Origin of the sequence: Phycicoccus mangrovi (genome assembly GCF_018729305.1) — a bacterium.
GTDB lineage: Bacteria > Actinomycetota > Actinomycetes > Actinomycetales > Dermatophilaceae > Phycicoccus > Phycicoccus jejuensis.
In genome coordinates, this window is the sequence record NZ_JAHHWP010000019.1 from 88,103 (window position 1) to 115,011 (window position 26,909).

26 protein-coding genes are annotated in these 26,909 nt (G+C 72.9%); 18 read left to right on the forward strand and 8 right to left on the reverse strand.

All coding sequences use genetic code 11. The features are described from left to right. Positions 1-396: 396 nt before the first annotated feature. Positions 397-1,374 (reverse strand): magnesium/cobalt transporter CorA, encoded by a 978-nt coding sequence (gene corA / locus KMZ30_RS17335; protein ID WP_215511725.1) that lies wholly within the window; start codon positions 1,372-1,374, stop codon positions 397-399. Positions 1,375-1,435: 61 nt separating this feature from the next. Between corA and KMZ30_RS17340 the strand changes: the two genes are divergently transcribed. The 8 genes from KMZ30_RS17340 (at position 1,436) to mshC (ending at position 7,334) form a co-directional block, all read left to right on the forward strand. Then, positions 1,436-2,128 (forward strand): MSMEG_4193 family putative phosphomutase, encoded by a 693-nt coding sequence (locus tag KMZ30_RS17340; RefSeq protein WP_215511724.1) that lies wholly within the window; start codon positions 1,436-1,438, stop codon positions 2,126-2,128. 113 nt (positions 2,129-2,241) lie between these two features. Further along, positions 2,242-2,931, forward strand: a complete 690-nt coding sequence (locus KMZ30_RS17345) for an energy-coupling factor ABC transporter permease (RefSeq protein WP_207021787.1) — start codon at positions 2,242-2,244, stop codon at positions 2,929-2,931. Beyond that, positions 2,928-3,260 carry a PDGLE domain-containing protein gene (locus KMZ30_RS17350; RefSeq protein WP_215511723.1) on the forward strand — a complete coding sequence of 111 codons (333 nt, stop codon included), beginning with the start codon at positions 2,928-2,930 and terminating at the stop codon, positions 3,258-3,260. Before KMZ30_RS17345 ends, KMZ30_RS17350 begins: the two co-directional genes overlap by 4 nt. Position 3,261: 1 nt before the next feature. After that, positions 3,262-4,026: a cobalt ECF transporter T component CbiQ gene (gene cbiQ / locus KMZ30_RS17355; protein ID WP_215511722.1), complete on the forward strand. Its 765-nt coding sequence runs from the start codon at positions 3,262-3,264 to the stop codon at positions 4,024-4,026. After that, complete coding sequence (locus tag KMZ30_RS17360) at positions 4,023-4,754, forward strand: energy-coupling factor ABC transporter ATP-binding protein (RefSeq protein ID WP_030529222.1); 732 nt, start codon at positions 4,023-4,025, stop codon at positions 4,752-4,754. The genes cbiQ and KMZ30_RS17360 overlap by 4 nt, the downstream gene beginning before the upstream one ends. A gap of 10 nt (positions 4,755-4,764) precedes the next feature. Beyond that, the gene (locus KMZ30_RS17365; protein WP_030529221.1) at positions 4,765-5,274 is read left to right on the forward strand and encodes a DUF3090 family protein; all 510 of its coding nucleotides are present in this window, start codon (positions 4,765-4,767) and stop codon (positions 5,272-5,274) included. Continuing rightward, the gene (locus KMZ30_RS17370; RefSeq protein ID WP_215511721.1) at positions 5,252-6,055 is read left to right on the forward strand and encodes an SCO1664 family protein; all 804 of its coding nucleotides are present in this window, start codon (positions 5,252-5,254) and stop codon (positions 6,053-6,055) included. The genes KMZ30_RS17365 and KMZ30_RS17370 overlap by 23 nt, the downstream gene beginning before the upstream one ends. Positions 6,056-6,077: 22 nt before the next feature. Further along, the gene (gene mshC, locus KMZ30_RS17375) at positions 6,078-7,334 is read left to right on the forward strand and encodes a cysteine--1-D-myo-inosityl 2-amino-2-deoxy-alpha-D-glucopyranoside ligase (RefSeq protein ID WP_215511720.1); all 1,257 of its coding nucleotides are present in this window, start codon (positions 6,078-6,080) and stop codon (positions 7,332-7,334) included. 7 nt (positions 7,335-7,341) lie between these two features. Here the strand turns inward: mshC and KMZ30_RS17380 are convergent, their stop codons facing one another. Beyond that, positions 7,342-8,208 (reverse strand): PAC2 family protein, encoded by an 867-nt coding sequence (locus KMZ30_RS17380; RefSeq protein WP_215511719.1) that lies wholly within the window; start codon positions 8,206-8,208, stop codon positions 7,342-7,344. Positions 8,209-8,267: 59 nt separating this feature from the next. On the opposite strand from KMZ30_RS17380, the gene KMZ30_RS17385 reads away from it, so the two are divergent. Further along, entirely contained in the window at positions 8,268-8,933 is a 666-nt protein-coding gene (locus KMZ30_RS17385) for an HAD family hydrolase (RefSeq protein WP_215511718.1), read from the forward strand. Here KMZ30_RS17385 and KMZ30_RS17390 read toward each other — a convergent pair. Both KMZ30_RS17390 and metH read right to left on the reverse strand, forming a co-directional pair. Next, positions 8,916-9,761: a RecB family exonuclease gene (locus KMZ30_RS17390; RefSeq protein ID WP_215511717.1), complete on the reverse strand. Its 846-nt coding sequence runs from the start codon at positions 9,759-9,761 to the stop codon at positions 8,916-8,918. The two genes, KMZ30_RS17385 and KMZ30_RS17390, sit on opposite strands and share 18 nt — an antisense overlap. A 62-nt stretch (positions 9,762-9,823) precedes the next feature. Continuing rightward, a complete protein-coding gene (metH, locus tag KMZ30_RS17395) occupies positions 9,824-13,618 on the reverse strand; it encodes a methionine synthase (RefSeq protein ID WP_215511716.1) in 3,795 nt (1,264 codons plus the stop codon). Positions 13,619-13,695: 77 nt separating this feature from the next. Here metH and KMZ30_RS17400 point away from each other — a divergent pair, with 77 nt between their 5' ends. Genes KMZ30_RS17400 through arc form a run of 3 tightly spaced genes read left to right on the forward strand, consistent with a single transcriptional unit; the run spans position 13,696 to position 17,558 of the window. Further along, positions 13,696-14,793, forward strand: a complete 1,098-nt coding sequence (locus KMZ30_RS17400) for a site-2 protease family protein (RefSeq protein WP_215511715.1) — start codon at positions 13,696-13,698, stop codon at positions 14,791-14,793. Positions 14,794-14,803: 10 nt separating this feature from the next. Continuing rightward, a complete protein-coding gene (locus tag KMZ30_RS17405; protein WP_215511714.1) occupies positions 14,804-15,787 on the forward strand; it encodes a tRNA (adenine-N1)-methyltransferase in 984 nt (327 codons plus the stop codon). Positions 15,788-15,809: 22 nt separating this feature from the next. After that, positions 15,810-17,558, forward strand: coding sequence for a proteasome ATPase (arc, locus tag KMZ30_RS17410; RefSeq protein ID WP_215511713.1), 1,749 nt, complete (start codon positions 15,810-15,812; stop codon positions 17,556-17,558). Between the two features lie 12 nt (positions 17,559-17,570). On the opposite strand, the gene KMZ30_RS17415 is transcribed toward arc, so the two are convergent. From KMZ30_RS17415 to KMZ30_RS17430, 4 genes are all read right to left on the reverse strand, one after another. Further along, complete coding sequence (locus KMZ30_RS17415; protein ID WP_215511712.1) at positions 17,571-18,581, reverse strand: peptidoglycan-binding protein; 1,011 nt, start codon at positions 18,579-18,581, stop codon at positions 17,571-17,573. 94 nt (positions 18,582-18,675) lie between these two features. Next, positions 18,676-19,026, reverse strand: a complete 351-nt coding sequence (locus KMZ30_RS17420) for a DUF3054 domain-containing protein (protein WP_215511711.1) — start codon at positions 19,024-19,026, stop codon at positions 18,676-18,678. Then, entirely contained in the window at positions 19,023-20,015 is a 993-nt protein-coding gene (locus KMZ30_RS17425) for a ribose-phosphate diphosphokinase (RefSeq protein ID WP_215511710.1), read from the reverse strand. The genes KMZ30_RS17420 and KMZ30_RS17425 overlap by 4 nt, the downstream gene beginning before the upstream one ends. A 4-nt stretch (positions 20,016-20,019) precedes the next feature. Next, complete coding sequence (locus tag KMZ30_RS17430; RefSeq protein ID WP_215511709.1) at positions 20,020-21,003, reverse strand: alpha/beta hydrolase; 984 nt, start codon at positions 21,001-21,003, stop codon at positions 20,020-20,022. A 20-nt stretch (positions 21,004-21,023) separates the two neighbouring features. Here KMZ30_RS17430 and dop point away from each other — a divergent pair, with 20 nt between their 5' ends. The 6 genes from dop (at position 21,024) to KMZ30_RS22465 (ending at position 26,903) form a co-directional block, all read left to right on the forward strand. Continuing rightward, positions 21,024-22,574 (forward strand): depupylase/deamidase Dop, encoded by a 1,551-nt coding sequence (gene dop, locus KMZ30_RS17435; protein WP_226901695.1) that lies wholly within the window; start codon positions 21,024-21,026, stop codon positions 22,572-22,574. A gap of 63 nt (positions 22,575-22,637) precedes the next feature. Then, positions 22,638-22,832: a ubiquitin-like protein Pup gene (locus KMZ30_RS17440; RefSeq protein WP_215520080.1), complete on the forward strand. Its 195-nt coding sequence runs from the start codon at positions 22,638-22,640 to the stop codon at positions 22,830-22,832. After that, complete coding sequence (gene prcB / locus KMZ30_RS17445) at positions 22,829-23,647, forward strand: proteasome subunit beta (RefSeq protein WP_215511708.1); 819 nt, start codon at positions 22,829-22,831, stop codon at positions 23,645-23,647. The genes KMZ30_RS17440 and prcB overlap by 4 nt, the downstream gene beginning before the upstream one ends. Next, a complete protein-coding gene (gene prcA / locus KMZ30_RS17450; protein WP_215511707.1) occupies positions 23,644-24,459 on the forward strand; it encodes a proteasome subunit alpha in 816 nt (271 codons plus the stop codon). The genes prcB and prcA overlap by 4 nt, the downstream gene beginning before the upstream one ends. Beyond that, positions 24,456-25,835, forward strand: a complete 1,380-nt coding sequence (pafA, locus tag KMZ30_RS17455) for a Pup--protein ligase (protein ID WP_215511706.1) — start codon at positions 24,456-24,458, stop codon at positions 25,833-25,835. Before prcA ends, pafA begins: the two co-directional genes overlap by 4 nt. A gap of 120 nt (positions 25,836-25,955) precedes the next feature. Beyond that, on the forward strand, positions 25,956-26,903 hold the full coding sequence (locus tag KMZ30_RS22465) for an FKBP-type peptidyl-prolyl cis-trans isomerase (RefSeq protein WP_215511705.1): 948 nt from the start codon (positions 25,956-25,958) through the stop codon (positions 26,901-26,903). The last annotated feature ends 6 nt before the right edge of the window (positions 26,904-26,909 follow it).

Sequence of the window (26,909 nt, forward strand, 5' to 3'; positions counted from 1 at the left end):
CGTCTGCGTCGGTGATCGTCACCGGGCCGAAGTGATCATGACATCGGATGCTCCGCTGCCGCGGTAGAAGCTCAGGTCCGCAGGGGACAGGTGACTCGGTCGTCCTCGACCGTCGAGACAACACCGTCCCCGGAGCCTCCCACGCTGGAACCGGCGTACTCGGCATCGCTCCGGGGCGCGTGAAGGGCGTGCGTGCGCCAGGGCGATGTGCGGCAGATGAGGGCGGCTGAGCAACCGCGTCGTCACTGGGGTGACGCGGATGTTGGCGCGGGACGCGGATGTATCCGCGTCCTCCGTGAGCTTCCGCGTCGTCACCGTGACGGCGCGAAAGTTCACGCCGATCGCGATGTCCGTTGAAACGGCCGGGCGGGGCCTGCGACGGGCGCACGGTCGGGGTCAGAGCCAGCCGGCGCGCTTGAAGAGCCTGAAGAGCGTCGCGCACCCGAGCGCCATGACGCCGAGCACGACGAAGTAGCCGTAGTGCCAGCGCAGCTCGGGCATGTTGTCGAAGTTCATCCCGTAGATCCCCGCGATCATCGTCGGGAGCGCGGCGATGGCGACCCAGGCCGAGATGCGGCGCATGTCGTCGTTCTGCTGCACCGACACCTGGGCCAGGTGCGCCGAGAGGATGCCCGACAGCAGGTCGTCGTAGGACTCGACGTGGTCGAGCACCGACTGCAGGTGGTCCGAGACGTCGCGCAGCTGCAGCCGCAGCTCGCCCTCGGGCACAGGGCTGCGCGGCGAGTGGTGGAGCATCTTCAGGGGCTCGGCCAGGGGCAGGACCGCGCGCCGGAACTCCAGCACCTCGCGCTTGAGGCGGTAGATGACCGCCGTGTCGGTGCGGGCGTCGGAGAAGACGGCCGTCTCGATCTCGTCGAGGTCGGTCTGCACCTCGGCGTCGATCTCGACGTAGCCGTCGACGACCCGGTCGAGCACGCCGTGGAGGACGGCGAGGGGCCCGCCGCGCAGCAGTTCGGGGTCGGCCTCGAGGTGGGCCCGGATGCCGGTCAGCGGGGTCAGCTCGCCCCGGCGGACGGTGACGACGAAGTGGTCGCCGACGAAGACCATCACCTCGCCGGTCTCGATGTCGGAGGTGCGGTCGATGTACCGCAGCGGCTTGAGGACGACGAAGACGGTGCCGTCGTAGAGCTCGACCTTGGCGCGCTGGCGCCCCTTGACCGCGTCCTCGACGGCGAGCGGGTGCAGCTGGAGCTCGACGTTGACGTCGTCGAACTCCTCCTGCGTCGGGTCCTTGAGACCGATCCAGAGGAACGAGGTGGGGTCGCCCGAGGCACGCAGGCCCTCGAGCTCGTCGGACAGGTCACCGCAGGTGCGGCGGTGCCCGTCCTCGTAGATGGCGCGGTCGACGATCACGGTGGCCATTGTGGGTGACGCGCGGGCCGAGCACGGGGTGCGACGCCTACAGTTCACTCTCGTGGCGATCGTCCTCCTCCTGCGGCACGGGCACTCGACGGCGAACGCCGAGGGGGTGCTCGCCGGCTGGACCGAGGGCGTGGGCCTCACGGACACCGGTCGCGGGCAGGCCGCCCGGGTCGCCGAGCGGCTCGCGCCGCTCACCGTCGTGCGGGCCGTCAGCAGCCCGCTCCAGCGGTGTCGCGAGACCGCCGCCGTCGCCGTGCCGGAGCTCGAGGTCGGCACGGACGAGCGTCTCGGCGAGTGCCACTACGGCTCCTGGACGGGGCGGAAGCTCGCGGACGCCGCGAAGGACCCGCTGTGGCGCACCATCCAGGACGACCCCGCCGCGGCGACGTTCCCGCCGTCGGAGGAGCACGCGGGGGAGTCGCTCGGGCAGATGGCCGAGCGCGTCGTCGGCGCCGTCCGCGCCCTCGACGCCGAGGTCGAGGCCGCGCACGGGAAGGCCGCCGTGTGGCTGGCCGTCAGCCACGGCGACCCCATCAAGGCGGTCCTCGCCGAGGCCGTCGGTGCGGGCATCGGCGGACTGCAGCGGGTGCGGGTCGACCCCGGCTCGGTGAGCGCCGTCCACGTGACCTCGACCCGGATGGTCCTGCTCGCGAGCAACACCCACGGCGGCGACCTCGCGGGGCTCGTCGCGATGCCGACCCAGCACGCCGCCGGCGACTCGACGGTGGGCGGGGGAGCGGGCTGACCGGTCGGAGGGGTTCGCGGCCCCGGTGTTGATCGGCCGTCACTCCTGCGAATAGTGTGCAGGAGTTGTTGCACACTGTTCGCAACAAGAGCCGTCGACAGCCGGAGGTCACCATGCACGTCCCCGACGGGTTCCTCGACGCACCGACCTCCGTCGCCACCGGCGTCGTGGCCGCGGGCGTCGTCGGGGCCTCCCTCGTGCGCGCCTCGCGGCGCGAGCTCGACGAGCGCACCGCGCCCCTGGCCGGCCTCGTCGCCGTCTTCGTCTTCGCCGCCCAGATGGTCAACTTCCCGGTCGGCGCCGGCACCTCGGGCCACCTGCTCGGGGCGGCGCTCGCCGCGGTGCTCGTCGGGCCGGCCACCGCGACGCTCTGCCTCGCCGTCGTCCTCGCCGTGCAGGCGTTCCTCTTCGCCGACGGCGGCGTCACGGCGCTCGGCACGAACGTCGTCCTCATGGGGGTCGTCGGTGTCTGGGTCGGCTACGCGGTCGCCCGCGGCGTGCTGGCCCTTCTGCCGAAGCGCCTCGCGAGCATCCCCGTCGCGGCCTCCGCCGGGGCGTTCGTCAGCGTGCCCGTCGCGGCGCTCACCTTCACCGGCCTCTACGCCGTCGGGGGAGCGGCCCCCATCCCGCTCGGCACGCTCGCCGCGACGATGGTGGGCTGGCACGTGCTCATCGGCCTCGGTGAGGCCGCCATCACCTTCCTCGCGGTCACGAGCATCGTCGCCGCCCGTCCCGACCTCGTCCACGTCGCGCGCGGTCGGATGCCCGCGCTCGAGCTGCGCACCCCGGAGCCCGTCGCATGAGCACCGCCACCGACACCCCGCGCGTCAGCACCCGTCGTCTCGTCGTCGTCGGGCTCGCCGTCTGCCTCGTCATCGCCGGCGTCGTCTCGTTCTACGCCTCCAGCCACCCCGACGGCCTCGAGCACGTCGCGGCCACCCTCGGCTTCGAGGGAGTCGCCCGCGACTCGGCCGCGGCCGGCTCGCCCCTGGCCGACTACGGGGTCAAGGGCGTCGGCGACGCCCGGCTCTCCGGCGGCCTCGCCGGCGTCATCGGTGCGGTCGTCACCGGCCTGGTGATGTTCGGCCTCGTGCTGCTCGTGCGTCGCCGCGGCACCCGGACCCACGACTGACGTGGGGTCCGGCCCCGGCCGGCACCTGCACGTCGAGGGCCGCTCGGTCCTCCACCGGCTGCCCGCCCACGTCAAGCTCGTCGGCCTCGTGGCGTTCGTGCTCGCCGTCGTCGCCGTGCCCTCCGAGGAGCACCTGGCCCTCGGCGCGCTCCTCGCCCTCGCCGTCGCGCTCCTGCTCACCGCGCGGGTCCCGGCCCGCCACGTGCTGCCCCGCCTCGCCGTCGAGACCCCCTTCGCGGTGTTCGCGGTCGTCCTGCCGTTCGTCGCGGTCGGCCCGCAGGTCGCCCTCGGCCCGGTCACGGTGTCGCAGACCGGTCTCACCGCCGCCGTGGCGCTGCTCCTCAAGGGGACGACCGGCGTTCTCGCCGCCGTCACCTTCGCCGTCACCACCCCGCCCCGGGACCTCGTGCGGGCGCTGCAGCACCTGCGGGTGCCCGACCCGCTCGTGCTCATCGCCTCGTTCATGGTCCGCTACCTCGACGTCGTCGCCGACCAGCTGCACCGGATGAAGGTCGCCCGCCTCTCGAGGGGGTTCTCGGCCCGCTCGGTGCGCTCGTGGCCGGCGCTGGCCGCCGGCACGGGCGCGCTGTTCATCCGCAGCTACGAACGCGGCGAGCGCGTGCACCTCGCGATGGTCAGCCGGGGCTGGAGCGGGTCGATGCCCGTCACCGCGCCCCTGACCGCCTCCGGCCGCGACTGGGCCGTCGGCCTCGCGCCGGCCGCGGTGGCCCTCGTCGTCGCCGTCTCGACGAGGATGGCCGGATGACCACCCCCGTCCTCGACCTCCGGGCCGTCGCGTACGCCTACCCGGGCGGCCACCAGGCGCTCTTCGGCGTCGACCTCCACGTCCACCCGGGGGAGCGGGTCGCGCTGCTCGGCCCCAACGGCGCCGGCAAGACGACCCTCGTCCTGCACCTCAACGGCGTCCTGCTGCCGGGCCACGGCTCGGTGACGGTCTCGGGCCTGCCGGTCGTCGAGGAGAACCTTCTCGAGGTGCGCCGGCGCGTGGGCATCGTCTTCCAGGACCCCGACGACCAGCTCTTCATGCCGACGGTCCGCGACGACGTCGCCTTCGGACCGGCCAACCTCGGCCTGCGTGGCGCCGAGCTCGAGGGCCGGGTCACCGAGGCGCTCGAGGCGGTCGGGGTCGGTGACCTCGCCGACCGCGCCCCGCACCACCTGAGCTTCGGCCAGCGCCGACGCGTCGCCATCGCCACCGTCCTCGCGATGCGCCCCGAGATCCTCGTCCTCGACGAGCCGTCGTCGAACCTCGACCCCGCGTCGCGGCGCGAGCTCGCCGAGATCCTCCACGGCCTCGACGTGACCATCCTCATGGTCACCCACGACCTGCCCTACGCGGTCGAGCTCTGCCCCCGGTCGGTGGTCCTCTCGGAGGGCACGATCGTCGCGGACGGGCCGACCCTCGACCTGCTCCGGGACGAGGACCTCATGGCCCGCCACCGCCTGGAGCTGCCGGCGGGGTTCTCGATCTAGGGTGGGTGCCATGCCTGCCACCGTGTTCGACCCGCCGGAGCGCTTCGTCGCCGGCACCGTGGGCCCCCCGGGCGGCCGCACCTTCTTCCTCCAGGCCCGGGGCGGGGGTCGCACCGTCTCGGTCTCGCTCGAGAAGGTGCAGGTCAACGCACTCGCCGACCGGGTCAACGACCTGCTCGACGCGCACGCCGAGGGCGCGGCCACCGAGCCGCTGGGCGAGGGCGACACCGACCCGCTCGACGCCCCCATCGAGGACGAGTTCCGGGTCGACACCCTCGCCCTCGCGTGGGACCCCGAGCGTCGCGTCCTCGTCATCGAGTGCCACGACCAGGACCCGGAGGAGACCGACGAGGACGGGCTCGAGACCCTGCGCGTCGTCCTCGACCCGGTCGCGGCGCGGGCCTTCGCCCGGCGCTGCGGCAAGGTCCTCTCCGCCGGTCGCCCCGCGTGCCCCTTCTGCGGCCAGCCCCTCGACCCCACCGGCCACATCTGCCCTCGTGCCAACGGGTACCGGCGCTGACCTCGAGGAGCTGCTGACCCACGGCGAGCTGACGCCGGTGGGCCGCATCCAGGGCTCCTCGAACGGCGCGCTCCTCTGCTTCGTCGGCGACCCGGCCGACGAGGTGCTCGCCATCCACAAGCCGGAGATCACCGAGCGCCGGCTCTGGGACTACCCGGACGGCACGCTCGTGGCCCGCGAGCGGGCGGCGTGGCTGGTCAGCGAGGCCGGCGGCTTCGACGTCGTCCCCCCGACCGTCCTGCGCGACGGGCCCCGGGGGCACGGGTCCGTGCAGCTCTGGGTCGGGTCCGTCGGGGAGGACGACACCTCGCCGCTCGTCGACGTCGTCGCACCGGGGGAGGTGCCCGACGGCTGGCTCGTCGTCCTCGAGGGCGAGTCGCCGCTCGGGGAGCCCGTCGTCGTCGCGCACTGTGGCGAGCCCGCCCTGCGCACCGTGGCCGTCCTCGACGCCGCGCTCAACAACTCCGACCGCAAGGGCAGCCACGTCCTGCGCGACGGCGCCGCCGTGCGGGGCTGCGACCACGGGGTCAGCCTCGGCGTCGAGCCCAAGCTGCGGACGGTCCTCTGGGGCTGGGCCGGCGAGCCGCTGCCGGACGCCGACCTGGCCCGCCTGGAGCGCCTGGCCACGGCGCTGGGCGCCGACCTGCCCGACGCGCTGGAGCCGCTGCTGACCCCCGCGGAGGTCGACGCGCTCACCCACCGGGTCGCGATGCTGCTGCGCCGGCGGCGCCACCCTCTCCCCGCACCGGGCTGGCCCGCCATCCCGTGGCCGGCGCTCTGACCGCGCCCCGTACGCTTGCCCGGTGAAGTCGTGGCCCACCCCGTTCGTCCCTGAGGTCCCCGGAGTCGGAGAGCCGCTCCGGCTCCACGACACCAGCCGAGGCGCCGTCGTCCCCGTCGCGGCCGGCGAGGTCGCCCGCATCTACGTCTGCGGCATCACGCCGTACGACGCGACCCACCTCGGGCACGCAGCCACGTACGTGACGTTCGACCTCGTCCAGCGCGCGCTGCGCGACGCCGGGCACCGGGTCGAGTACGTGCAGAACGTCACCGACGTCGACGACCCGCTCCTGGAGCGGGCCGCGCGTGACGGCCGCGACTGGCGCGAGCTCGCGACCTCCGAGATCGACCTGTTCCGCGAGGACATGACCGCCCTGTCGGTCATCCCGCCGGACGCCTACCGCGGTGTCGTCGAGTCGATGGACGAGATCCGGCTCGCGGTACGGCAGTTGCTGGACTCCGGTGCGGCGTACCGGGTCCCGCTGCCCGAGGGCGAGGGTGACGGCCACGACGTCTACCTCGACCTCGCCCGGACGCCGGACTTCGGAGACGTCTCGCGGTGGACGCGGGAGCAGATGCTCGACGTCTTCGCCGAGCGCGGCGGCGACCCCGACCGCGAGGGCAAGCGCGACGCCCTCGACCCGCTCCTGTGGCGCGGCGCCCGCGCCGGCGAGCCGTCGTGGGACGACGAGGTCCTCGGCAGCGGCCGTCCCGGCTGGCACATCGAGTGCACGGCCATCTCGCTCGAGCACCTCGGCCACCCCATCGACATCCAGGGGGGCGGCAGCGACCTCGTCTTCCCGCACCACGAGATGAGCGCCGTCCAGGCCGACGCGCTGACCGGCGACGACGTCTTCGCGCGCCTCTACGTCCACCAGGGCATGGTCGGCTACCAGGGCGAGAAGATGAGCAAGTCCAAGGGCAACCTCGTCCTCGTCTCGAAGCTCCGCGCCGACGGCGTCGACCCGATGGCCATCCGCCTCGTCCTGCTGGCCCAGCACTACCGGACCGACTGGGAGTACACCGACTCCCTTCTCGCGCAGGCCCAGACCCGCCTCGACCGGTGGCGCAGCGCCCTCTCGACGAACGGCGGCGCCGACCCGACGGCGACCATCGCGGCGTTGCGCGCCGCCGTTGCCGACGACCTCTCCACGCCGCGGGCGCTCGAGGCCGTCGACGCGTGGTGCGACGAGACCCTGGCCGGTGCCTCCGGCGAGGACCCAGCCGCGCCCGGGCTGCTGGCCCGGACGCTCGACGCCGTGCTCGGCGTCCGGCTCTGACCGACCCTCAGACGGGTCCGGAGGTGCCGGACTCGTCCGTGCCGCGGCGGCGCAGGTAGCGCTCGAACTCCTTGGCGATGGCGTCGCCGCTCGCCTCGGGGAGCTCAGCGGTGTCCTGCGCCTCCTCGAGGCTCTCGACGTACTCGGCGACCTCGCTGTCGGACTCGGCGAGCTCGTTGATGCCGCGCTCCCACGCGCGGGCGTCGTCCTCGAGCTCGTCGTGCTCGATCGGGGCGTCGAAGAGCTCCTCGAGTCGTCCGACGAGCGCGAGCGTCGCCTTGGGGCTGGGGGAGTGGCCGGCGTAGTGCGGCACGGCGGCCCAGCACGACACCGACGGGATGCCGACCTGGGTCGCGGCGTCCGAGACGACGCCGACGATGCCCGTCGGGCCCTCGTAGCCGCTCACCTCGAGGCCGTGCCGGTGCCGGGTGTCCTCGTTGTCGGAGGTCGCCGTGACCGGGATCGGACGGGTGTGGGCGACGTCCGCCATGAGGGCGCCGAGCGTGACGACCATCGAGACGTCGGCGGCCTCGGCCAGCTCCATCAGCTCCACGGCGAACGCCCGCCAGCGGAACGACGGCTCGACACCCTGCACGATGATGACGTCGCGACCGAGCGAGGTGTCGCGCGCCACGAGGATGCGGGTGGTGCGCCAGCTGATGCGGCGCTTGCCGCCCTCGACGACGACCCGCGGCCGGTTGACCTGGAAGTCGTAGTAGTCCTCGGGGTCGAGGGCCGCGACGACCTCGGCGCCCCAGACGTCCGCGAGGTGCTCCAGCACGGAGCTGGCGGCCTCCCCGGCGTCGTTCCAGCCCTCGAACGCGGCGATCATCACGGGGTCGTGCAGATCGCCGATGTCCTCGAGCTCGATCACGGGGGGTCCTCCTCAGGCGGGTCAGGACTCCACCCTACGGCTCGATAGGCTCCTCGTTCATGAGCCTCCCCGCAGCGGTCCTCTGGGACATGGACGGCACCCTCGTCGACACCGAGCCGTACTGGATCGCCGCCGAGCACGCGATCGTCGAGGAGCACGGCGGGACGTGGAACGACGAGTTCGCCCACCAGCTCGTCGGCAACGACCTCATGGTCTCCGCCGAGTTCATCCGGGCCAACTCGCCGATCGACTGGGAGCCCGAGCGGATCGTCGACGAGCTGCTCGTCCGGGTCGTCGCGCAGGTCCGCGAGCACGTGCCGTGGCGGCCGGGGGCGCGCGAGCTGCTCGCCGCCCTGGGGGACGCCGGCGTGCCGAGCGCGCTGGTGACGATGTCGTGGCGGGTGCTCGCCGACGCGGTCGTCGAGGCCCTGCCGGACGGTGCGTTCGCGGCGGTCGTCACGGGCGACGAGGTCTCGCACGGCAAGCCGCACCCGGAGCCGTACGAGGCGGCGGCGCGGATGCTCGGCGTCGACCCGGCCCGCTGCGTGGCCATCGAGGACAGCCCGACGGGCGTCCGCTCGGCCGTGGCGGCCGGGGTGCCGACCCTGGCGGTCCCGCACGTCGTGCCCGTGCCCGAGACGGCCGGCGCGGTGCAGGTGAGCGGCCTCGACGGGATGACGCCGCAGGGGCTCGCCGAGGCCGTCGCGTCACTCGTCGTCGGGTGACGCCTCGCCCGAGCGGGCCGGGTCGAGCGCGATGAGCCCCGCGCCCTCGGGCAGCGGCGGCGGGGTGCCGCCGAACTCGGGGCAGTACTCGCGGAAGTCGCACCAGTCGCACAGCCGCGAGGTGCGCGGGCGCCAGTCGCCGGTCTGCGCGGCGCGCACGACGGCGTCCCAGATCGCGCGGACGTTGCGCTCGATGGCGCGCAGGTCGCGCTCGTCCGGGACGTAGCGGACGACCTCGCCGTTGCCGAGGTAGACCAGCTGGAGCATCTTCGGGATCTCCCCGTGGATGCGCCACAGGACGAGGGCGTAGAACTTCATCTGGAAGAGGGCCTTGGCCTCGAAGAGCTCGCCGGGGGAGCGGCCGGTCTTGTAGTCGACGACCCGCATCGCACCGTCGGGGGCGACGTCGAGCCGGTCGACGTAGCCGCGCAGCGTCAGGCCCTCGATCTCGGTCTCGACGTACAGCTCGCGGGCGGCCGGCTCGAGCCGGGTCGGGTCCTCGAGGTCGAACCACTGCTCGACGAGGGTGCGCGCGCCGGCGAACCAGGCGTCCTCGGTCAGCTGCTCGTCGTCCTCGATCATCGCGGCGAGCTCGGGGCGCTCCTCGACGAGGGCGCGCCAGCGGGGCTCGAGCAGGGCGGTGGCGGCCGCGGGGGTGCGCTCGTCGGCCGGCAGCTCGAAGAGGTGCTCGAGCACGGCGTGGACGAGGGTGCCCCGCGCGGCGGCGGGGGAGGGCGGGCCCTGCAGCTTGTCGATCGTGCGGAAGCGGAACAGCAGCGGGCACTGCTTGAAGTCCGCGGCGCGGCTCGGCGAGAGGGCGGGGGTCATGGGGCCCACGGTAGGCGCCGGCCCCGACACCGCCGAGCCGCCACCCCGGCGGCGGTCGTGGCTCAGTCCTCCGGGGTGTAGCCGAGGTTCGGGCCGAGCCAGCGCTCGGCGGTGCGCAGGTCCCAGCCCTTGCGGGCCGCGTAGTCCTCGACCTGGTCGCGCCCGAGCCGGCCGACGACGAAGTACTGGCTCTCGGGGTGGGCGAAGTACCAGCCCGACACCGACGCGCCCGGCCACATCGCCATCGACTCGGTGAGCCGCACCCCGGTGCGCTCCTCGCCGCCGAGGAGCGCCATGAGGGTCGTCTTCTCGGTGTGGTCGGGGCACGCGGGGTAGCCCGGCGCGGGCCGGATGCCGCGGTACCTCTCCGCGATGAGCGAGGCGTTGTCGAGGCGTTCGTCGGCCGCGTACCCCCAGAGGTCCGTGCGGACCCGCTGGTGCAGCCGCTCCGCGAAGGCCTCGGCGAGCCGGTCGGCCAGGGCCTCGAGCATGATCGCCGAGTAGTCGTCGAGGTCGTCCTTGAACGCCTGGAGCCGGTCCTCGAGGCCGATGCCGGCCGTCACCGAGAACGCGCCGACGTGGTCGCGCAGGCCCGTCGCCTTCGGCGCGACGAAGTCGGAGAGGCACTTGTTGGCGACGCCCTCGCGGTGGCGCCCCTGCTGGCGCAGCCCGTGGAGGGTCGTCAGCACGCTCGTGCGCTCCTCGTCGGCGTACAGCTCGAGGTCGTCGCCGACGGAGCTCGCCGGGAAGATGCCGACGACGCCGCGCGGGTGCAGCCAGCGCTCCCGTTCGATGCGGTCGAGCATCCGCTGCGCGTCGTCGAAGAGCTTGCGCGCGACCTCGGACGTCGTCGGGTTGTTGAGGACGTCGGGGTAGCGGCCGCGCACCTCCCAGGCGAGGAAGAACGGGGTCCAGTCGATGTACTCGCGCAGGTCCGCGACGGGGTAGTCCTCCCAGACGCGGGTGAACTGGTGCGCGGCGCGCCGCCAGCGGCTGTCCTTCGGCGCCGACCAGCGGTCGCCCTCCTGCTGCGCGAGCAGGTGCGGGCGCATCGGGCGGTACGAGGACCAGTCCAGCGCAGGGGCGTTGGCGCGGGCGGTGGCGAGGTCGGTGAGCGGTCGCTCGCCGGACTTCGCGGCGTGACGGCGACGCAGCTCGGCGTACTCCTGGGCCACACCGTCGACGAGCGGACCGCGCTGGGCGTCCGAGAGCAGCTGGCTGACGACGGGCACCGACCGGCTCGCGTCCTTGACCCAGACGACCGGGCCGGAGTAGCGCTCGTCGACCTTGACGGCCGTGTGCGCCTTCGAGGTCGTCGCCCCACCGAGCAGCAGCGGCAGGTCGAGTCCCTGGCGCTCCATCTCGGTGGCCACCTGGACCATCTCGTCGAGGCTGGGCGTGATGAGCCCGGACAGGCCGATGACGTCGGCCTTCTCCTCGCGCGCGGTGTCGATGATCTTCTGCAGCGGGACCATGACGCCGAGGTCGACGACGTCGTAGTTGTTGCACTGGAGGACGACGCCGACGATGTTCTTGCCGATGTCGTGCACGTCGCCCTTGACCGTCGCCATGACGACCTTGCCCTTGCTCTTCTGCCGGGCGGCCTCGTCCTTCTCGGCCTCGATGTACGGCACGAGGTGCGCGACGGCCTTCTTCATGACGCGGGCGGACTTGACGACCTGGGGGAGGAACATCTTGCCGTCGCCGAAGAGGTCGCCGACGACGTTCATCCCGTCCATGAGCGGGCCCTCGATGACCTCGAGCGGGCGGCCGCCGGCCTCGGCGATCTCGACTCGCAGCGCCTCGGTGTCGTCGACGACGTGGTCGTCGATGCCCTTGACGAGCGCGTGGGTGATCCGCTCGCGCAACGGCAGCTCGCGCCACTCCTCGGCGGCGGCCTCGGCGGCCTGCCCGTCGGAGCGGAACTCCTCGGCGAGCTCGAGCAGCCGCTCGGTCGCCTCCTGCGGGTCCTCGCGCCGGTTGAGCACGACGTCCTCGATGGCGTCGCGCAGGCGCGGGTCGAGCGTGTCGTAGGGCACGAGGGCGCCCGCGTTGACGATGCCCATGTCCATCCCCGCGTGGATCGCGTGGTAGAGGAACACGGCGTGGATCGCCTCGCGGACGGCGTTGTTGCCGCGGAAGCTGAACGAGACGTTCGAGACACCGCCGGAGACCAGCGCGTGGGGCAGGTTCTCGGAGATCCAGCGGGTGGCCTCGATGAAGTCGGTGCCGTACGCGGCGTGCTCCTCGATGCCGGTGGCGACCGCGAAGACGTTGGGGTCGAAGATGATGTCCTCGGCCGGGAAGCCGACCTCCTCGGTGAGCAGCCGGTAGGCGCGCCCGCAGATCTCCTTCCGGCGCTCGAGGCTGTCGGCCTGGCCCTCCTCGTCGAAGGCCATGACGACGACGGCCGCGCCGTGCTTGCGCGCGAACCGGGCGTGGGCGAGGAAGGGCTCGACGCCCTCCTTCATCGAGATCGAGTTGATGATCGCCTTGCCCTGCGTGACCTTGAGGCCCGCCTCGATGACGTCCCACTTGCTCGAGTCGACCATGACCGGGACCCGGCAGATGTCCGGCTCGGAGGCGATGAGCTTGAGGAAGCGGTCCATCGCCGCGACGCCGTCGATCATCCCCTCGTCCATGTTGACGTCGATGACCTGCGCGCCGGACTCGACCTGCTGGCGGGCCACCGAGAGCGCGGTGGGGTAGTCCTCCTCGCGGATCAGCCGGCGGAAGCGGGCCGACCCGGTGATGTTCGTGCGCTCGCCGACGTTGACGAACAGGCTGTCGTCGGCGACGACGAGGGGCTCCAGACCCGAGAGCCGCAGCGCCGGTGCGACCGCGGCGGGCTCGCGGGGCGTGCCGTCCGCAGCGGCCGCGGCGATGGCGGCGATGTGCCCGGGCGTCGTGCCGCAGCAGCCGCCGACGATGTTGACGAGGCCGGCGGACGCGAACTCGCCGACGACCTCGGCCATGGCCTCGGGCCCCTCGTCGTACTCGCCGAAGGCGTTGGGCAGGCCGGCGTTCGGGTGCGCGGAGACGAAGCAGTCGGCGATCCGCGACAGCTCGGCGACGTAGGGGCGCAGGTCGCTCGCGCCGAGCGCGCAGTTGAGGCCGATGGCGAGCGGGCGGGCGTGGCGCACCGAGTACCAGAAGGCCTCCGTGACCTGGCCCGAGAGGGTGCGGCCGGAGGCGTCGGTGATCGTCCCGGAGATCATCACGGGCCAGCGGCGGTCGTGCTCTTCGAAGAGCGTCTCGAGGGCGAAGATCGCCGCCTTGGCGTTGAGCGTGTCGAAAATCGTCTCGACGAGCAGCACGTCGGCCCCGCCGTCGACGAGACCGCGGGCCTGCTCGAGGTAGGCCTCCGCGAGCTCGTCGAAGCTCGTGTTGCGGGCCCCGGGGTCGTTGACGTCGGGCGAGATGGAGGCGGTGCGGTTGGTCGGCCCGAGCGTGCCGAGGACCCAACGCGGACGGCCGCTGCGCTCCTCGACGGCGTCGCACGCGGCCCGGGCGAGGGACGCGGCCGCGACGTTCATCTCGTACGCCAGCTCGGACATCCCGTAGTCGGCGAGCGAGATGCGCTGCGCGTTGAAGGTGTTGGTCTCGACGAGGTCGGCGCCGGCGTCGAGGTAGGCCTCGTGGATCTCGCGGATGACGTCCGGCTGCGTGAGCGACAGCAGGTCGTTGTTGCCCCGCAGGTCACTCGGGTGGTCGGCGAACCGGGCTCCGCGGTAATCGGACTCGGACAGCTGCCGGGCCTGGATCATCGTGCCCATCGCGCCGTCGAGGACGAGGACCCGCTCACGGAGTGCACTGGTCAGGACGTCGGTGGCATCGGGTCGGTGCTGGGCGCTCACGGGGCTGCTCGGGGTCCTCTCGGGACGTCGTCGGGGAGGGGATCAGTATGCCGTCCGGCTCGCGTAGGGTCGGCGGCATGTCCACCTCGCCGCCGGCGCCGGCGGGTTCCGTGCGGCTGGGCCGGGTCGCGACCGTCCCCGTCTACCTCGACCGCACCTGGCTCATCCTCGCCGTCCTCGTGGCCTTCCAGGGCTACCGGGCCGGCTCGGTCAACGGCCCGACGTACGGCGTCGCCTACGCCGCCTGGCTCGTCCTGTCGATCCTCGTCGCCGTCCTCGGGCACGAGGTCGGGCACGCCCTCTCGGCGCGGCGCCTCGGCTTCCACGTGCACCAGGTGGTCGCCACGGTCTGGGGCGGGCACACCTCGTACGACGCGACCGGGGCCACGCCGGGGCGCACCGCCGTCGTCGCCCTCGCCGGGCCCTTCGTCAACGCCGTCCTCGCCGCGGTCGGCCTGGGCATCGGGTGGTCGCAGGACGGCGACGTCGGCCAGTTCGCGTGGTCCTTCGGCCTCCTCAACGCCCTCCTCGCCGTGTTCAACCTCCTGCCCGGCCTGCCGCTCGACGGTGGCGCCGCCCTCCAGTCGCTCGTCTGGGCGGTGACCGGCCGCCGCGACCTCGGGCTGCTCGTCGCCGGGTGGGTGGGACGCCTTGTCGCCGCCGGCATCGTCGTCTGGTTCCTCGTCCTGCCCCTGCTGCGCGGCGGCACGCCCGAGCTCTTCGACCTGCTCATCGGCCTCGTCATGGCGTGGGTGCTGTGGAGCGGCGCGACGGCCGGGCTGCACCGCGCGAAGGTCGAGCGTCTCTTCGACACCGTCCGGGTGGGGGACGCCGCGTCCGCCGTCACCGTCCTGCCGCCCGAGACCCCGCTGGCCGTCGCGCGCGAGCACCCGGCGTACGTCCTCGTCGCCGACGAGGCCGGCCGCCCGACCCTCCTCCTGCGGCGCGTGCCCCTCGACGCGACCCCGACGACGCCGGTCGGTGCCCTCGTCGAGCGCCTGCCCGACGGCAACCTCCTCGAGGCCGAGCCGGGCGACGAGCTCGGCCGCCCGCTGCGGGCGATGGCCGAGTCGGGGGTCGAGGTCGTCGTCCTCACCCGGGGCGGGACCCCGTGGGGCCTGCTCGTGCCCGCCGGCATCGACGCCGCTGCCGGACGCACCCGACGCCGCACCTAGACTCCCCGCCATGAGTGCCACCGGAGCCGAGCACCGACGCGGCCCCTTCGCCGAGGGCGACCGCGTCCAGCTGACCGACCCCCGGGGCCGGCTGCACACGATCACCCTCGCGCCCGGGAAGCAGTTCCACACCCACCGCGGCCACCTGAGCCACGACGACCTCATCGGGGCGCCCGACGGCTCGACGGTGACCAACACCGCCGGCGTCCAGTACCTCGCGCTGCGGCCGCTGCTCGCCGACTGGGTCATGTCGATGCCCCGCGGCGCCGCCGTGGTCTACCCCAAGGACGCCGGCCAGATCGTCATGATGGCCGACGTCTTCCCCGGCGCGACGGTCGTCGAGGCCGGCGTCGGCTCCGGCGCGCTCTCGATGTCGCTGCTGCGCGCGGTGGGGGAGCACGGGCGGCTGCTGTCCTTCGAGCGGCGCGAGGACTTCGCGGACATCGCCCGGGGCAACGCCCGCGAGTTCTTCGGCGGCGACCACCCCGCGTGGACGGTGACCGTCGGCGACCTCGTCGAGTCGCTGCCCGACGCCGTCGAGCCCGGCACGGTCGACCGCGTCGTCCTCGACATGCTCGCGCCCTGGGAGTGCCTCGACGCCGTCTCCGAGGCGCTGGCGCCCGGCGGCGTCCTCATCTGCTACGTCGCCACCGCGACCCAGCTCTCCAAGGTCGCCGAGGCGATGCGCGACCACGGCACGTACACCGAGCCCCAGGCGTGGGAGTCCCTCGTGCGCGGCTGGCACCTCGAGGGCCTCGCCGTCCGTCCCCAGCACCGGATGCACGGGCACACCGGCTTCCTCGTGACGACCCGCCGGCTCGCGCCGGGAACCACCCCGCCGCTGCGCAAGCGCCGCCCCGGGAAGGGCTACGTCACGAGCGAGGACGCGACCGAGGCCGACTGGACCCCCGAGAACGTCGGCGAGCGGGTCCCCTCGGACAAGAAGGTTCGCAAGGTGCGGCGTTCGGTGGCCGGAACCTCCGACTCACCCTGATCCGGGAGAGTTAGGCTCGGGTATGAGCACCGACGAGCCCCGTGGACCCGAGGACACGACCGAGCGCCTGGAGGCCGAGCGCGCGTCCCTCGAGGCCGAGCTCGCGGCGATGCGCCGCTCGGGCGAGGCCAGCCCGGCCCAGCTGCGCTCGCTCGAGCGCGACCTGGCCAAGGTCCGCTCGCAGGCCGCCACCCTCTCGGCGCAGAACGAGCGGCTCGTGCGCACCCTCCGGGACGCGCGTGAGCAGATCGTCACGCTGAAGTCGGAGGTCGACCGGCTCGCGCAGCCGCCGGCCGCGTACGGCACCGTCCTCGAGCTCTTCGACGACGGCACCGCCGACATCCTCACGAGCGGCCGCAAGATGCACGTCGCGGTCAGCCCGTCGATCGACGCCGAGGACCTGCGGCCCGGTCGCGAGGTGATGCTCAACGAGGCGATGAACGTCGTCGCGGCGCACGGCTTCGAGACCGTCGGCGAGGTCGTCCTGTGCAAGGAGGTGCTCGAGGACGGGCGCGTCCTGGTCGTGGCGCAGGCCGACGAGGAGCGGGTCTGCCGGATGGCGGCCTCCCTCGACGACGTCACGGTCCGGGCCGGTGACGCGCTCCTGCTCGAGTCGCGCTCCGGGTTCGTCTACGAGCGCATCCCCAAGGCCGAGGTCGCCGACCTCGTCCTCGAGGAGGTCCCGGACATCGGCTACCGCGACATCGGCGGGCTCGGCCGGCAGATCGAGGCGATCCGCGACGCCGTGGAGCTGCCCTACCTGCACGCCGACCTCTACACCGAGCACCAGCTCAAGCCGCCGAAGGGCGTCCTGCTCTACGGCCCGCCCGGCTGCGGCAAGACGATGATCGCCAAGGCGGTCGCGGCGAGCCTGGCCCGCAAGGTCGCCGAGAAGGAGGGGCGAGAGCCGGGTAAGTCCTTCTTCCTCAACATCAAGGGCCCCGAGCTGCTCAACAAGTACGTCGGCGAGACCGAGCGGCACATCCGCCTCATCTTCCAGCGGGCGCGCGAGAAGTCCAACGAGGGCTTCCCGGTCGTCGTGTTCTTCGACGAGATGGAGTCGCTCTTCCGCACCCGCGGCTCGGGCGTCTCCTCCGACGTCGAGACGACGATCGTCCCGCAGCTGCTCGCCGAGATCGACGGTGTCGAGGGCCTCGAGCACGTCATCGTCATCGGCGCCTCGAACCGCGAGGACATGATCGACCCCGCGATCCTGCGCCCCGGCCGCCTCGACGTGAAGATCAAGATCGAGCGCCCGGACGCCGAGGCAGCGCGTGACATCTTTGCGAAGTACCTCACCGTCGGGCTGCCGCTGCACGCCGACGACGTCGCCCAGAACGGCGGGTCCGACGAGCTGACGGTGCAGGCGATGATCGACGCGGTCGTCCTGCGCATGTACTCCGAGGAGGAGGAGAACCGCTTCCTCGAGGTGACGTACGCCGGCGGCGACAAGGAGGTCCTCTACTTCAAGGACTTCAACTCCGGCGCGATGATCCAGAACATCGTCGACCGCGCGAAGAAGATGGCCATCAAGGACCTCCTCGACACCGGCCAGCGCGGCCTGCGCGTCGACCACCTGCTCCAGTCGTGCACCGACGAGTTCCGCGAGAACGAGGACCTGCCGAACACGACGAACCCGGACGACTGGGCGCGCATCTCGGGCAAGAAGGGCGAGCGGATCGTCTACATCCGCACGCTCATCAAGACCAAGGAGGGCACCGAGCCCGGCAAGTCCATCAGCACCGTCGCCAACACCGGCCAGTACCTCTGACCGGGAGGCCGGTCAGGCCTCCAGCGCCTGCCAGGTGTCGGAGCCGACGACGCCGTCGACGACGAGGCTGCGCGAGGACTGGAAGGACCGCACGGCCGAGTCCGTGCCCGAGCCGAACACCCCGTCGACCGACGCCGCGAAGCCCTTGGCGGACAGGCACGTCTGCACCGCACGCACGGCGTCCCCGGACGAGCCGGACTGCACCGTGACGACGAGCGCCGTCCACGTGTTGGTCCCGACGATGCCGTCGGCGGTCAGGCCGCGCGAGGACTGGAAGGCGCGGACGGCCGAGTCGGTCCCGGAGCCGAAGACGCCGTCGACCGACAGCGACTGCCCGCGCGCCCGCAGCAGGTACTGCGCGGTCGTGACGCGGAACCCGCTGCTGCCGCTGCGCACCGTCGTCCAGCTGATCGGCTCGGGGTCCGGGGTGCCGCCCCCGCCGCCGAGGGACGCCGCGAGCGACGAGAGGCGCGAGTCGCCCGGCGGCACGTTGATCTCGAAGTGCATCTCGTCCTTGCGGCCCGAGTAGTCGCCGCCCCACCGGACGACGCCGTTGCACCGGGTGAGGATCGTGCGGATCGCCGAGACCTGCGCCGAGGTGAACGTGCCGGACGCGCCGAGGGGATGGTCCGGGGCGTTGACGTCGATCGCCGTGCCGCTGGAGTGGTTGGACAGGGTCGTGCTGCCGGAGATCTCGCGGTAGCTGTGCCCCCAGCACCCGGGGGAGTAGAGGGCCTCGACGGTCGAGTTCACCTGCTGCGCGACGTAGCGCAGCACGGTGTACACGTCACCGGTCCGGACACCCGCCGGGAAGGTCGCGGCCCCGACGGCGAGGGAGGTCAGCGGCACCTGGCTCGAGGTGCCGGCGGGCCAGCCGTTCTGCGACGTCGCCGCGAACGCGCCCTCGGCGGTGGCGGCCACGGTGCCGCCCGCGACGAGCAGCCCGCCGGCTCCACGCAGGAGGGCCCGCCGGCCGAGCGGACGGGGTCGGGCGGGGACGGTGACGTCGTGCTGGTCGCACATCGGGGGCTCCTCGTGGGGGTGCGTGGGGGTGGGCACGGACCCGCCCGACGCTACGAAGGGCTGCCGAGGGCGGCCACCGGGACTCAGGTCCTGCTCAGGAGGGCAGCAGCCGGGCGACGAGGCGCCACCCGACGAGGAACACACTGAGCACGGTCGTCGCCACGACGACGAAAGAGACCGCGACCCCCTGCGCGGCCACGGCCCGCAGCGCCATCCCGACCGCAACGGTCGCGACGACGACCACCGCGCCGAACGCGACGCTGCGCGGGCCGGAGTCCAGGACGATGCTCGCGAGCAGCCAGCCGGCCGCCGTGCCGACGAGGAACGGCAGCGCCGTGCGCGCGATGCCGGCGAGGTCGAGCCCCTCGGCGTGCGAGCGCCGGCCGACGGCGGCGAAGACGACGACGAGCACGACGTCGAGCAGCGCCGGGACGAGCCGGCTCATCCGCGCACCTTGTCGAAGAGCGAGCGCTGGCGCGGCGGGGCGTGCATCGGGTCGACGCCGTCGAAGAGGCTCGAGACCGACTCGCCCTCGTGGATGCGCTTGATGGCCTCCGCGAACAAGCCGGCGACCGACCGGACGCGCAGCTCCGGCCAGTCCTTCGGCGCGGGCACGGTGTCGGTCGTCACGACCTCGCGGATCATCGGGTGGGTCGAGAGTCGCTCGACCGCCCGGCCGGCGAACAGCCCGTGGGTGCACGCGACCGAGGCCTCCGTGACCCCGCGCTCGGCGAGGCGGTCCATCAGCTCGACGATGCTGCCGCCGGTCGCGATCTCGTCGTCGAGGACGATGGCGCGCTTGCCGACGACGTCGCCGACGATCGAGTCGATGACGACGCGGTCGTCGCCGAGACGCTTCTTGGACCCCGCCGCGACCGGCAGCCCGAGGAGCCGGGCGAACTGGGTCGCGTCCTTGGCGTTGCCGAGGTCGGGGGAGACGACGACGGTGTCGTCGAGGTCCTGGTCGACGAAGTGGTTGGCCAGCTCGCCGAGCGCGGTCAGGTGGTCGACCGGGACCGAGAAGAAGCCGTGGACCTGCGGGGCGTGGAGGTTCATCGTGATGACCCGGTCGACGCCCGCGGTCGCGATGAGGTCGGCGACGAGCCGGCCGCCGAGCGAGATGCGCGAGGCGTCCTTCTTGTCCGAGCGGGCGTACGCGAAGTGCGGGATGACCGCGGTGACCATCGCGGCCGAGGCGCCGCGCGCGGCGTCGACCATGAGGAGGAGCTCCATGAGGGAGTCCTGCGTCGGCGGCACGAGCGGCTGGACGATGTAGACGTCGCGCTGGCGGCAGTTGGCGAGCAGCTGCGCCTGCAGGCAGTCGTTGCTGAACCGCGCCGTCACCGACTCCGAGAGCGGCACCCCGAGCCCGTCGCAGATGCGGTGCGCGAGGTCGCGGTGCGCCGAACCGGAGAAGACGACGATCTCGCGCATGGCGTCAGGCTATCGGCCGCGAGAGCGCACGGGACAGCTCGGTGACGAGCTCGGCGCGCTGCATCCGCCCGACCCGCGTCGCCCCGGGGAACGACGCGAAGCCGTGCGGCACTCCGAGGTAGTTGGTGAGGCGCACCGGCACCCCGGCCTCCTCGAGCGCCGCGGCGTAGCGCGAGCCGTCGTCGCGGATGGGGTCGCGGTCGGCGGTCTGCACGAGCGCGGGCGGCAGGCCGGCGAGGTCGCCCCAGAGCGGCGAGACGAGGGGGTCCTTCGCCTCGGCCCCGGGCGCCAGGTAGTGGTCGCGGAAGGCGTCGACGGCGCCGCGGTCGAGGACCGGTGCGTTGGCGTTGGTGACGAGCGAGGGGGAGGCCATCGTCAGGTCCGTCGCGGGGTAGATCAGCGCCTGGTGGCGCAGGTTCGCCATCCCGTGGTCGCGCAGCACCTGCGCGACGACCGCCGCGAGGTTGCCGCCGGCCGAGTCGCCGGCGACGGCCATCCGGGAGGTGTCGGCGCGCAGCACGTCACCGTTGGCCGCGACCCACGTCGTCGCGTCGACGCAGTCGAGGGCCGCCCGCGGCGCCCGGTGCTCCGGGGCCATCCGGTAGTCGACCGAGACGACGACGGCCCCGACCTCCGCCGCGACGAGCGTGCAGAGGGAGTCGTAGTCGACGACGTTGCCCCAGACCCAGCCGCCGCCGTGGAACCACATGACGACCGGGACGTCGTCGCGCGCGTCGGGCAGCGCACGGGGGCGGTAGATGCGCAGCGGGATCTCGTGCTCGTCGCGCGCGGGGGCCGTCCCGTAGGTGATGCCGACCGCCGGGTCGACCGCGCCCAGGATGCGGTCGGCGAGGGCGCCGCGCGGGCGGGGCGTGGCCCGCGCCTTCTGGATGGCGGCGAGGTCGGCGGTCGCGATCTGCGACCGGCCGAGGTCGGCCACCAGCGAGACGAGCGTGGTCAGCGGGGGCAACCCGCGGTAGTCGTGCACGCGCTCAGTATGGTCGGGACATGACCGTGCGCCGGGTGATGGGGATCGAGACCGAGTACGGGATCGTCGTCCCGGGGGACCCGCAGGCCAACCCGATGGTCGCCTCGGGCGACGTCGTCACGGCGTACGCGACCTCGCGCGGGATCCGACCGGCCCGGGCCAGCTGGGACTACGCCGACGAGGCGCCCCTGCGCGACGCCCGTGGCTTCGACATGGGGCGGGGCACGGCGCACCCGAGTCAGCTGACCGACGTCGAGGACCCGACCCTCGCCAACGTCGTCCTCACCAACGGGGCCCGGCTCTACGTCGACCACGCCCACCCGGAGTACAGCTCGCCCGAGGTGACGACCCCACGGGCCGCGGTCGCGTGGGACCGGGCCGGCGAGCTCGTGATGCGCGAGGCGGTCGAGCGCCTGGCCACCGTCCCGCCCGGGGTCAACCTGTACAAGAACAACACCGACGGCAAGGGCGCCTCGTACGGCACCCACGAGAACTACCTCATGTCGCGCGCCACGCCGTTCGCGTCGGTCGTCACCCACCTCACGCCGTTCTTCGTCGCCCGCCAGGTGATGTGCGGCAGCGGCCGGGTCGGCATCGGCATCGACTCGCGCACCCCGGGCTACCAGATCGCCCAGCGCAGCGACTTCTTCGAGGTCGAGGTGGGACTCGAGACCACGCTCAAGCGGCCGATCATCAACACCCGCGACGAGCCGCACGCCGTCGCCGACCGCTACCGCCGCCTCCACGTCATCATCGGCGACGCCAACCACGCCGACGTCGCGAACCTCCTGAAGATGGGGACGACCTCCCTCGTCCTCGCGATGATCGAGGCCGACGCGCTCGTGCCCGACCTCGGCGTGCGCCGCCCGGTCGCGACCCTCCACGAGATCTCGCACGACCCCACGCTGCGCCAGCGGCTCGAGCTGCTCGACGGCCGGAGGATGACCGCGCTCGAGCTGCTGTGGGAGTACCACGACCGCGCCGCCGCCTTCGTGGAGGAGCGCTCCGCGGGCGAGCCGGACGCCGACACCGCCGAGGTCATGCACTGGTGGGGCACGGTCCTCGACAAGCTGGGCCGCGACCCGATGGAGGCGCGCCGCGAGGTCGACTGGGTCGCCAAGCTCGCCGTGCTCGAGGGCTACCGGGAGCGCGACGGCATCGGCTGGGGCGACCCGCGCCTCAAGGCCGTCGACCTCCAGTGGTCCGACGTGCGGGCCGAGCGCGGCCTCGCGCACCGGCTCGTCGCCGGCGGGCGGCTCGAGGTCCTCGTCGACGAGGCCGAGGTCGTCCGCGCCGTCACCGAGCCCCCGGCCGACACGCGCGCGTGGTTCCGCGGCACCTGCCTGCGGCGTTTCCCGGAGTCGGTCGTCGCGGCGTCCTGGGACTCCGTGATCTTCGACGTCGCCGGCCAGCGGATGCTCCAGCGCGTGCCGATGCTCGAGCCGCTGCGGGGCACCGAGGCCGGCGTCGGCGACATCGTCCGCAACGCCCCGGACGCCGCCTCGCTCCTGCGCGCGCTCGCCACCGCCGACGAGCGGGGTGACCGAGGCGCGGACGCCGACGCGCCCTGACGTCGGCGAACCCGGGTCTGCGACTAGGCTCGGGGACACGACCACGACCCGAGGAGGGTGACCATGCCCGGTCAGGAGCAGATCAAGCCGCAGCGTCGCGACGACGGGCCCGACGACGTCGACACCCCGGGGCCCGCAGCCGCCGCCCCCGCCGCCCAGGTGAGCGAGATCGACGACATCCTCGACGAGATCGACGGCGTCCTCGAGTCCAACGCGGAGGAGTTCGTCCGCGGCTTCGTCCAGAAGGGCGGCCAGTGAGCGCCGGAGCCGACTCCGGGCGCCTGCCCTCCGCGTACCTCGTCCCGGGGTCCTCCAGCTTCACCGACTTCCTCTCCGCCCACGCCCCGGCCCTCCTGCCCTCGCGCCGGCCGCTGCCCCCGGGGGCGGCCCTCGAGGCGCCGCACGGGACGACCATCGTGTCGGTCACCTACGCCGGCGGCGTCGTCATGGCCGGTGACCGCCGGGCGACGATGGGCAACGTCATCGCCAACCGGGACATGGAGAAGGTCTTCGCCACCGACGAGTTCAGCCTCGTCGGCATCGCGGGGACCGCGGGCCTGGCCATCGAGCTCGTCCGCCTCTTCCAGGTCGAGCTCGAGCACTACGAGAAGATCGAGGGCACGCTGATGTCCCTCGAGGGCAAGGCGAACCGGCTCGCCTCGATGATCCGCGGCAACCTCGGGATGGCGATGCAGGGCCTCGCGGTCGTGCCGATGTTCGCCGGGTACGACCTCGAGGAGGGGCGCGGCCGGATCTTCTCCTACGACGTGACCGGCGGCTGCTACGAGGAGCAGGACCACCACAGCGTCGGCTCCGGCTCGCTCTTCGCGCGCGGCGCCCTCAAGAAGCTCTACCGGCGCGACCTCACGGCCGAGCAGGCGGTCCGCGTGGCCGTCGAGACCCTCTACGACGCCGCCGACGACGACTCCGCCACCGGCGGCCCGGACGTCGGCCGGCGCATCTGGCCGACCGTCGGGCTCGTCGACGCCGAGGGGGCGCGCTTCGTGCCGCAGCCGGACCTCGCTCCGGTCGTCGACGCCATCATCACCGAGCGCTCGGAGGAGGCCCGATGACCGCCGGGATGCCGTTCTACGTCTCGCCCGAGCAGCTGATGAAGGACCGGGCCGACTTCGCGCGCAAGGGCATCGCCCGCGGCCGCTCGGTCGTCGTCCTCCAGTTCGACGGCGGCATCGCGTTCGTCGCCGAGAACCCCAGCCGGGCGCTGCACAAGGTCTCCGAGATCTACGACCGCATCGCCTTCGCCGCGGTCGGCAAGTACAACGAGTTCGAGAACCTGCGCGTCGCGGGCGTGCGCTACGCCGACCTGCGCGGGTACTCCTACGACCGCTCCGACGTCACCGCGCGCGGGCTGGCCAACGCCTACGCCCAGACGCTCGGCACGGTGTTCACGCAGGAGTCCAAGCCCTACGAGGTCGAGATCGTCGTCGCCGAGGTCGGGGCCACGCCCGAGGGCGACCAGGTCTACCGGCTCACCTACGACGGCTCGGTCGCCGACGAGCACGGCTTCGTCGCGATGGGCGGGGGAGCGGAGCAGATCGAGACCGGCCTGCGCGAGGCCTGGCGGCCGGGGATGCACCTCGCCGACGCCCTCGCCCTCGCCGTCCGCCTGCTCGGCGCCGACCCGGCCGGCGGAGAGCCGCGCACGCTGGCCCCCGAGCAGCTCGAGGTCGCGGTCTTGGACCGCCACCGGCCGCGGCGTCGCTTCCGCCGGGTGCAGGGCGACCTGCTCGCCCGGCTGCTCAGCTCCGACGACCCCACCGCCGACGTGCCCGCCGGCGACGACGGCGACTCCGCCCGCAGCGCGGCCACCAACCCGCAGACGCAACGTCCCGAGGCGGCCTCCGAGGGCGGCGAGGACGCGTGAGCACGCGCGGCAACCGGCGGATCTTCGGGATCGAGAACGAGTACGGCATCACCTGCTCCACCGGCGGCCAGCGCACGCTGACGCCGGACGAGGTGGCGCGCTACCTCTTCCGCAAGGTCGTCGCCTGGGGCCGCTCGAGCAACGTCTTCCTCACCAACGGCTCGCGCCTCTACCTCGACGTCGGCTCGCACCCCGAGTACGCGACCGCCGAGTGCGACTCCATCCGGCAGGTCGTCACCCACGACCGGGCGGGGGAGCGGATCGTCGAGGGCCTGGTCGCCGACGCCCAGCAGCGCCTGCGCGAGGACGGCGTCGCCGGCGACATCTACGTCTTCAAGAACAACACCGACTCCGCCGGCAACTCCTACGGCTGCCACGAGAACTACCTCGTCACGCGCTCCGGCGAGTTCCAGGCGCTCTCCGAGACGCTGCTGCCGTTCCTCATCAGCCGCCAGCTGACCTGCGGCGCAGGCAAGCTCGTCACGACAAGCAAGGGCGCGTCGTTCGCCCTCAGCCAGCGGGCCGACCACATCTGGGAGGGCGTCTCGTCGGCGACCACCCGCAGCCGGCCGATCATCAACACCCGCGACGAGCCGCACGCCGACGCCGAGCACTACCGGCGGCTGCACGTCATCGTCGGCGACTCCAACATGGCCGAGCCGACGACCATGCTGAAGATCGGCTCCGCCGACCTCGTCCTGCGGATGATCGAGAGCGGCGTCGTCATGCGCGACCTCACGCTCGAGAACCCGATCCGGGCGATCCGCGAGATCTCCCACGACATGACCGGCCGCCGCACGGTGCGCCTGGCCAACGGGCGCGAGCTGTCGGCGCTGGACCTCCAGCGCGAGTACCACGCGAAGGCGGCCGAGTTCGTGCAGCGCGAGGGCGCCGCCGACCCGCTCCACGAGCGGGTCCTCGAGCTGTGGGACCGGACGCTGACCGCCGTCGAGACCGGCGACCTCGGGCTCGTGGGCCGCGAGATCGACTGGGTCGTCAAGTACCGGCTCATCGACGAGTACGCCTCGCGGCACGGCCTGGACCTCGACCACCCGCGCCTGGCGCAGATCGACCTCGCCTACCACGACATCGACCGCTCGCGCGGGCTCTTCTACCTGCTCCAGCGGCGCGGGCGCGTCGAGCGCGTCGTCTCCGACCCGGAGGTCTTCGAGGCCAAGGTGCGCCCGCCGCAGACGACGCGGGCCAAGCTGCGCGGCGACTTCATCCGGGCCGCGCAGGCGCAGCGGCGCGACTTCACCGTCGACTGGGTCCACCTCAAGCTCAACGACCAGGCCCAGCGCACGGTCCTGTGTAAGGACCCGTTCCTCGCCGAGGACGCGCGCGTCGACCGGCTCATCGAGGGCCTCACCGCCTGACCCGCGTCCACCGGGCTCTCAGGGAGCGATGCGGGAGTTCCCATCCGACGCGGTTATCGTGAGGAGACCGGTCGCGTCCCACTCCGCGCGGCGTCCCCGTCCCGAAGGTGTCCCAGACTCGTGCCCCGTCGCCTCACGTCCGTCCTGTCCGTCAGCGCCCTCGCCGGCGCGCTCCTGCTCACCGGCTGCGGTGAGGAGGAGGCCACGACCCCGTCGAGCTCGATCAGCGGCGTCCAGGTCACCGGCGAGGCGAAGAAGGAGCCGAAGGTCACCGTCAAGGCGCCCGTCTCGGTCTCGCGCACCCAGTCGCAGGTCCTCACCGAGGGCGACGGCGCGGCCGTCACCAAGGACGACCTCGTGACCCTCCAGGCCATCCTCGTCAACGGCAAGGACGGCAAGGTCGTCACGAGCACGTGGAAGACCGGCACGGTCGGCCTCGACCTCGACGACCAGAACCTCTTCGCGTCCTTCAAGAGCCAGATCCCCGGCAAGAAGATCGGCACGCGGATGGTCATCGCGTCGACGCCGGCCGACGCCTACGGCGAGACCGGCAACCAGCAGCTGGGCATCACCAAGGACGACCCGGTGATCTTCGTGCTCGACCTCGTCGGCGCCACCAAGGTCCTCGACGAGGCGCAGGGCACCGCCGTCCCGCCGAAGAAGGACCTCCCGACGGTGACGATGAACGCCGGCAAGCCGGCGACCATCACCCCGGCCAAGGGCGTCAAGGCCCCGACCGACACCGTCGTCCAGCCGCTCGTCGAGGGCACCGGCGCCGAGGTGAAGAAGGGCCAGACCGTCCGCGTCGCCTACACCGGCGCGCTCTACCGCAACGGCGAGGTCTTCGACTCCAGCGCCAACCGGCCCGAGCAGCCCTGGTTCGAGTTCAAGCTCGGAGAGGGCCAGGTCATCAAGGGCTGGGACACCGGCCTCGAGGGCCAGAAGGTCGGCAGCCGCGTGCTCCTCGTCATCCCTCCGAAGGACGGCTACGGCGAGCAGGGCAGCGGCGACAAGATCAAGGGCACCGACACCCTCGTCTTCGCGGTCGACATCCTCGCCGCGTACTGACCCACC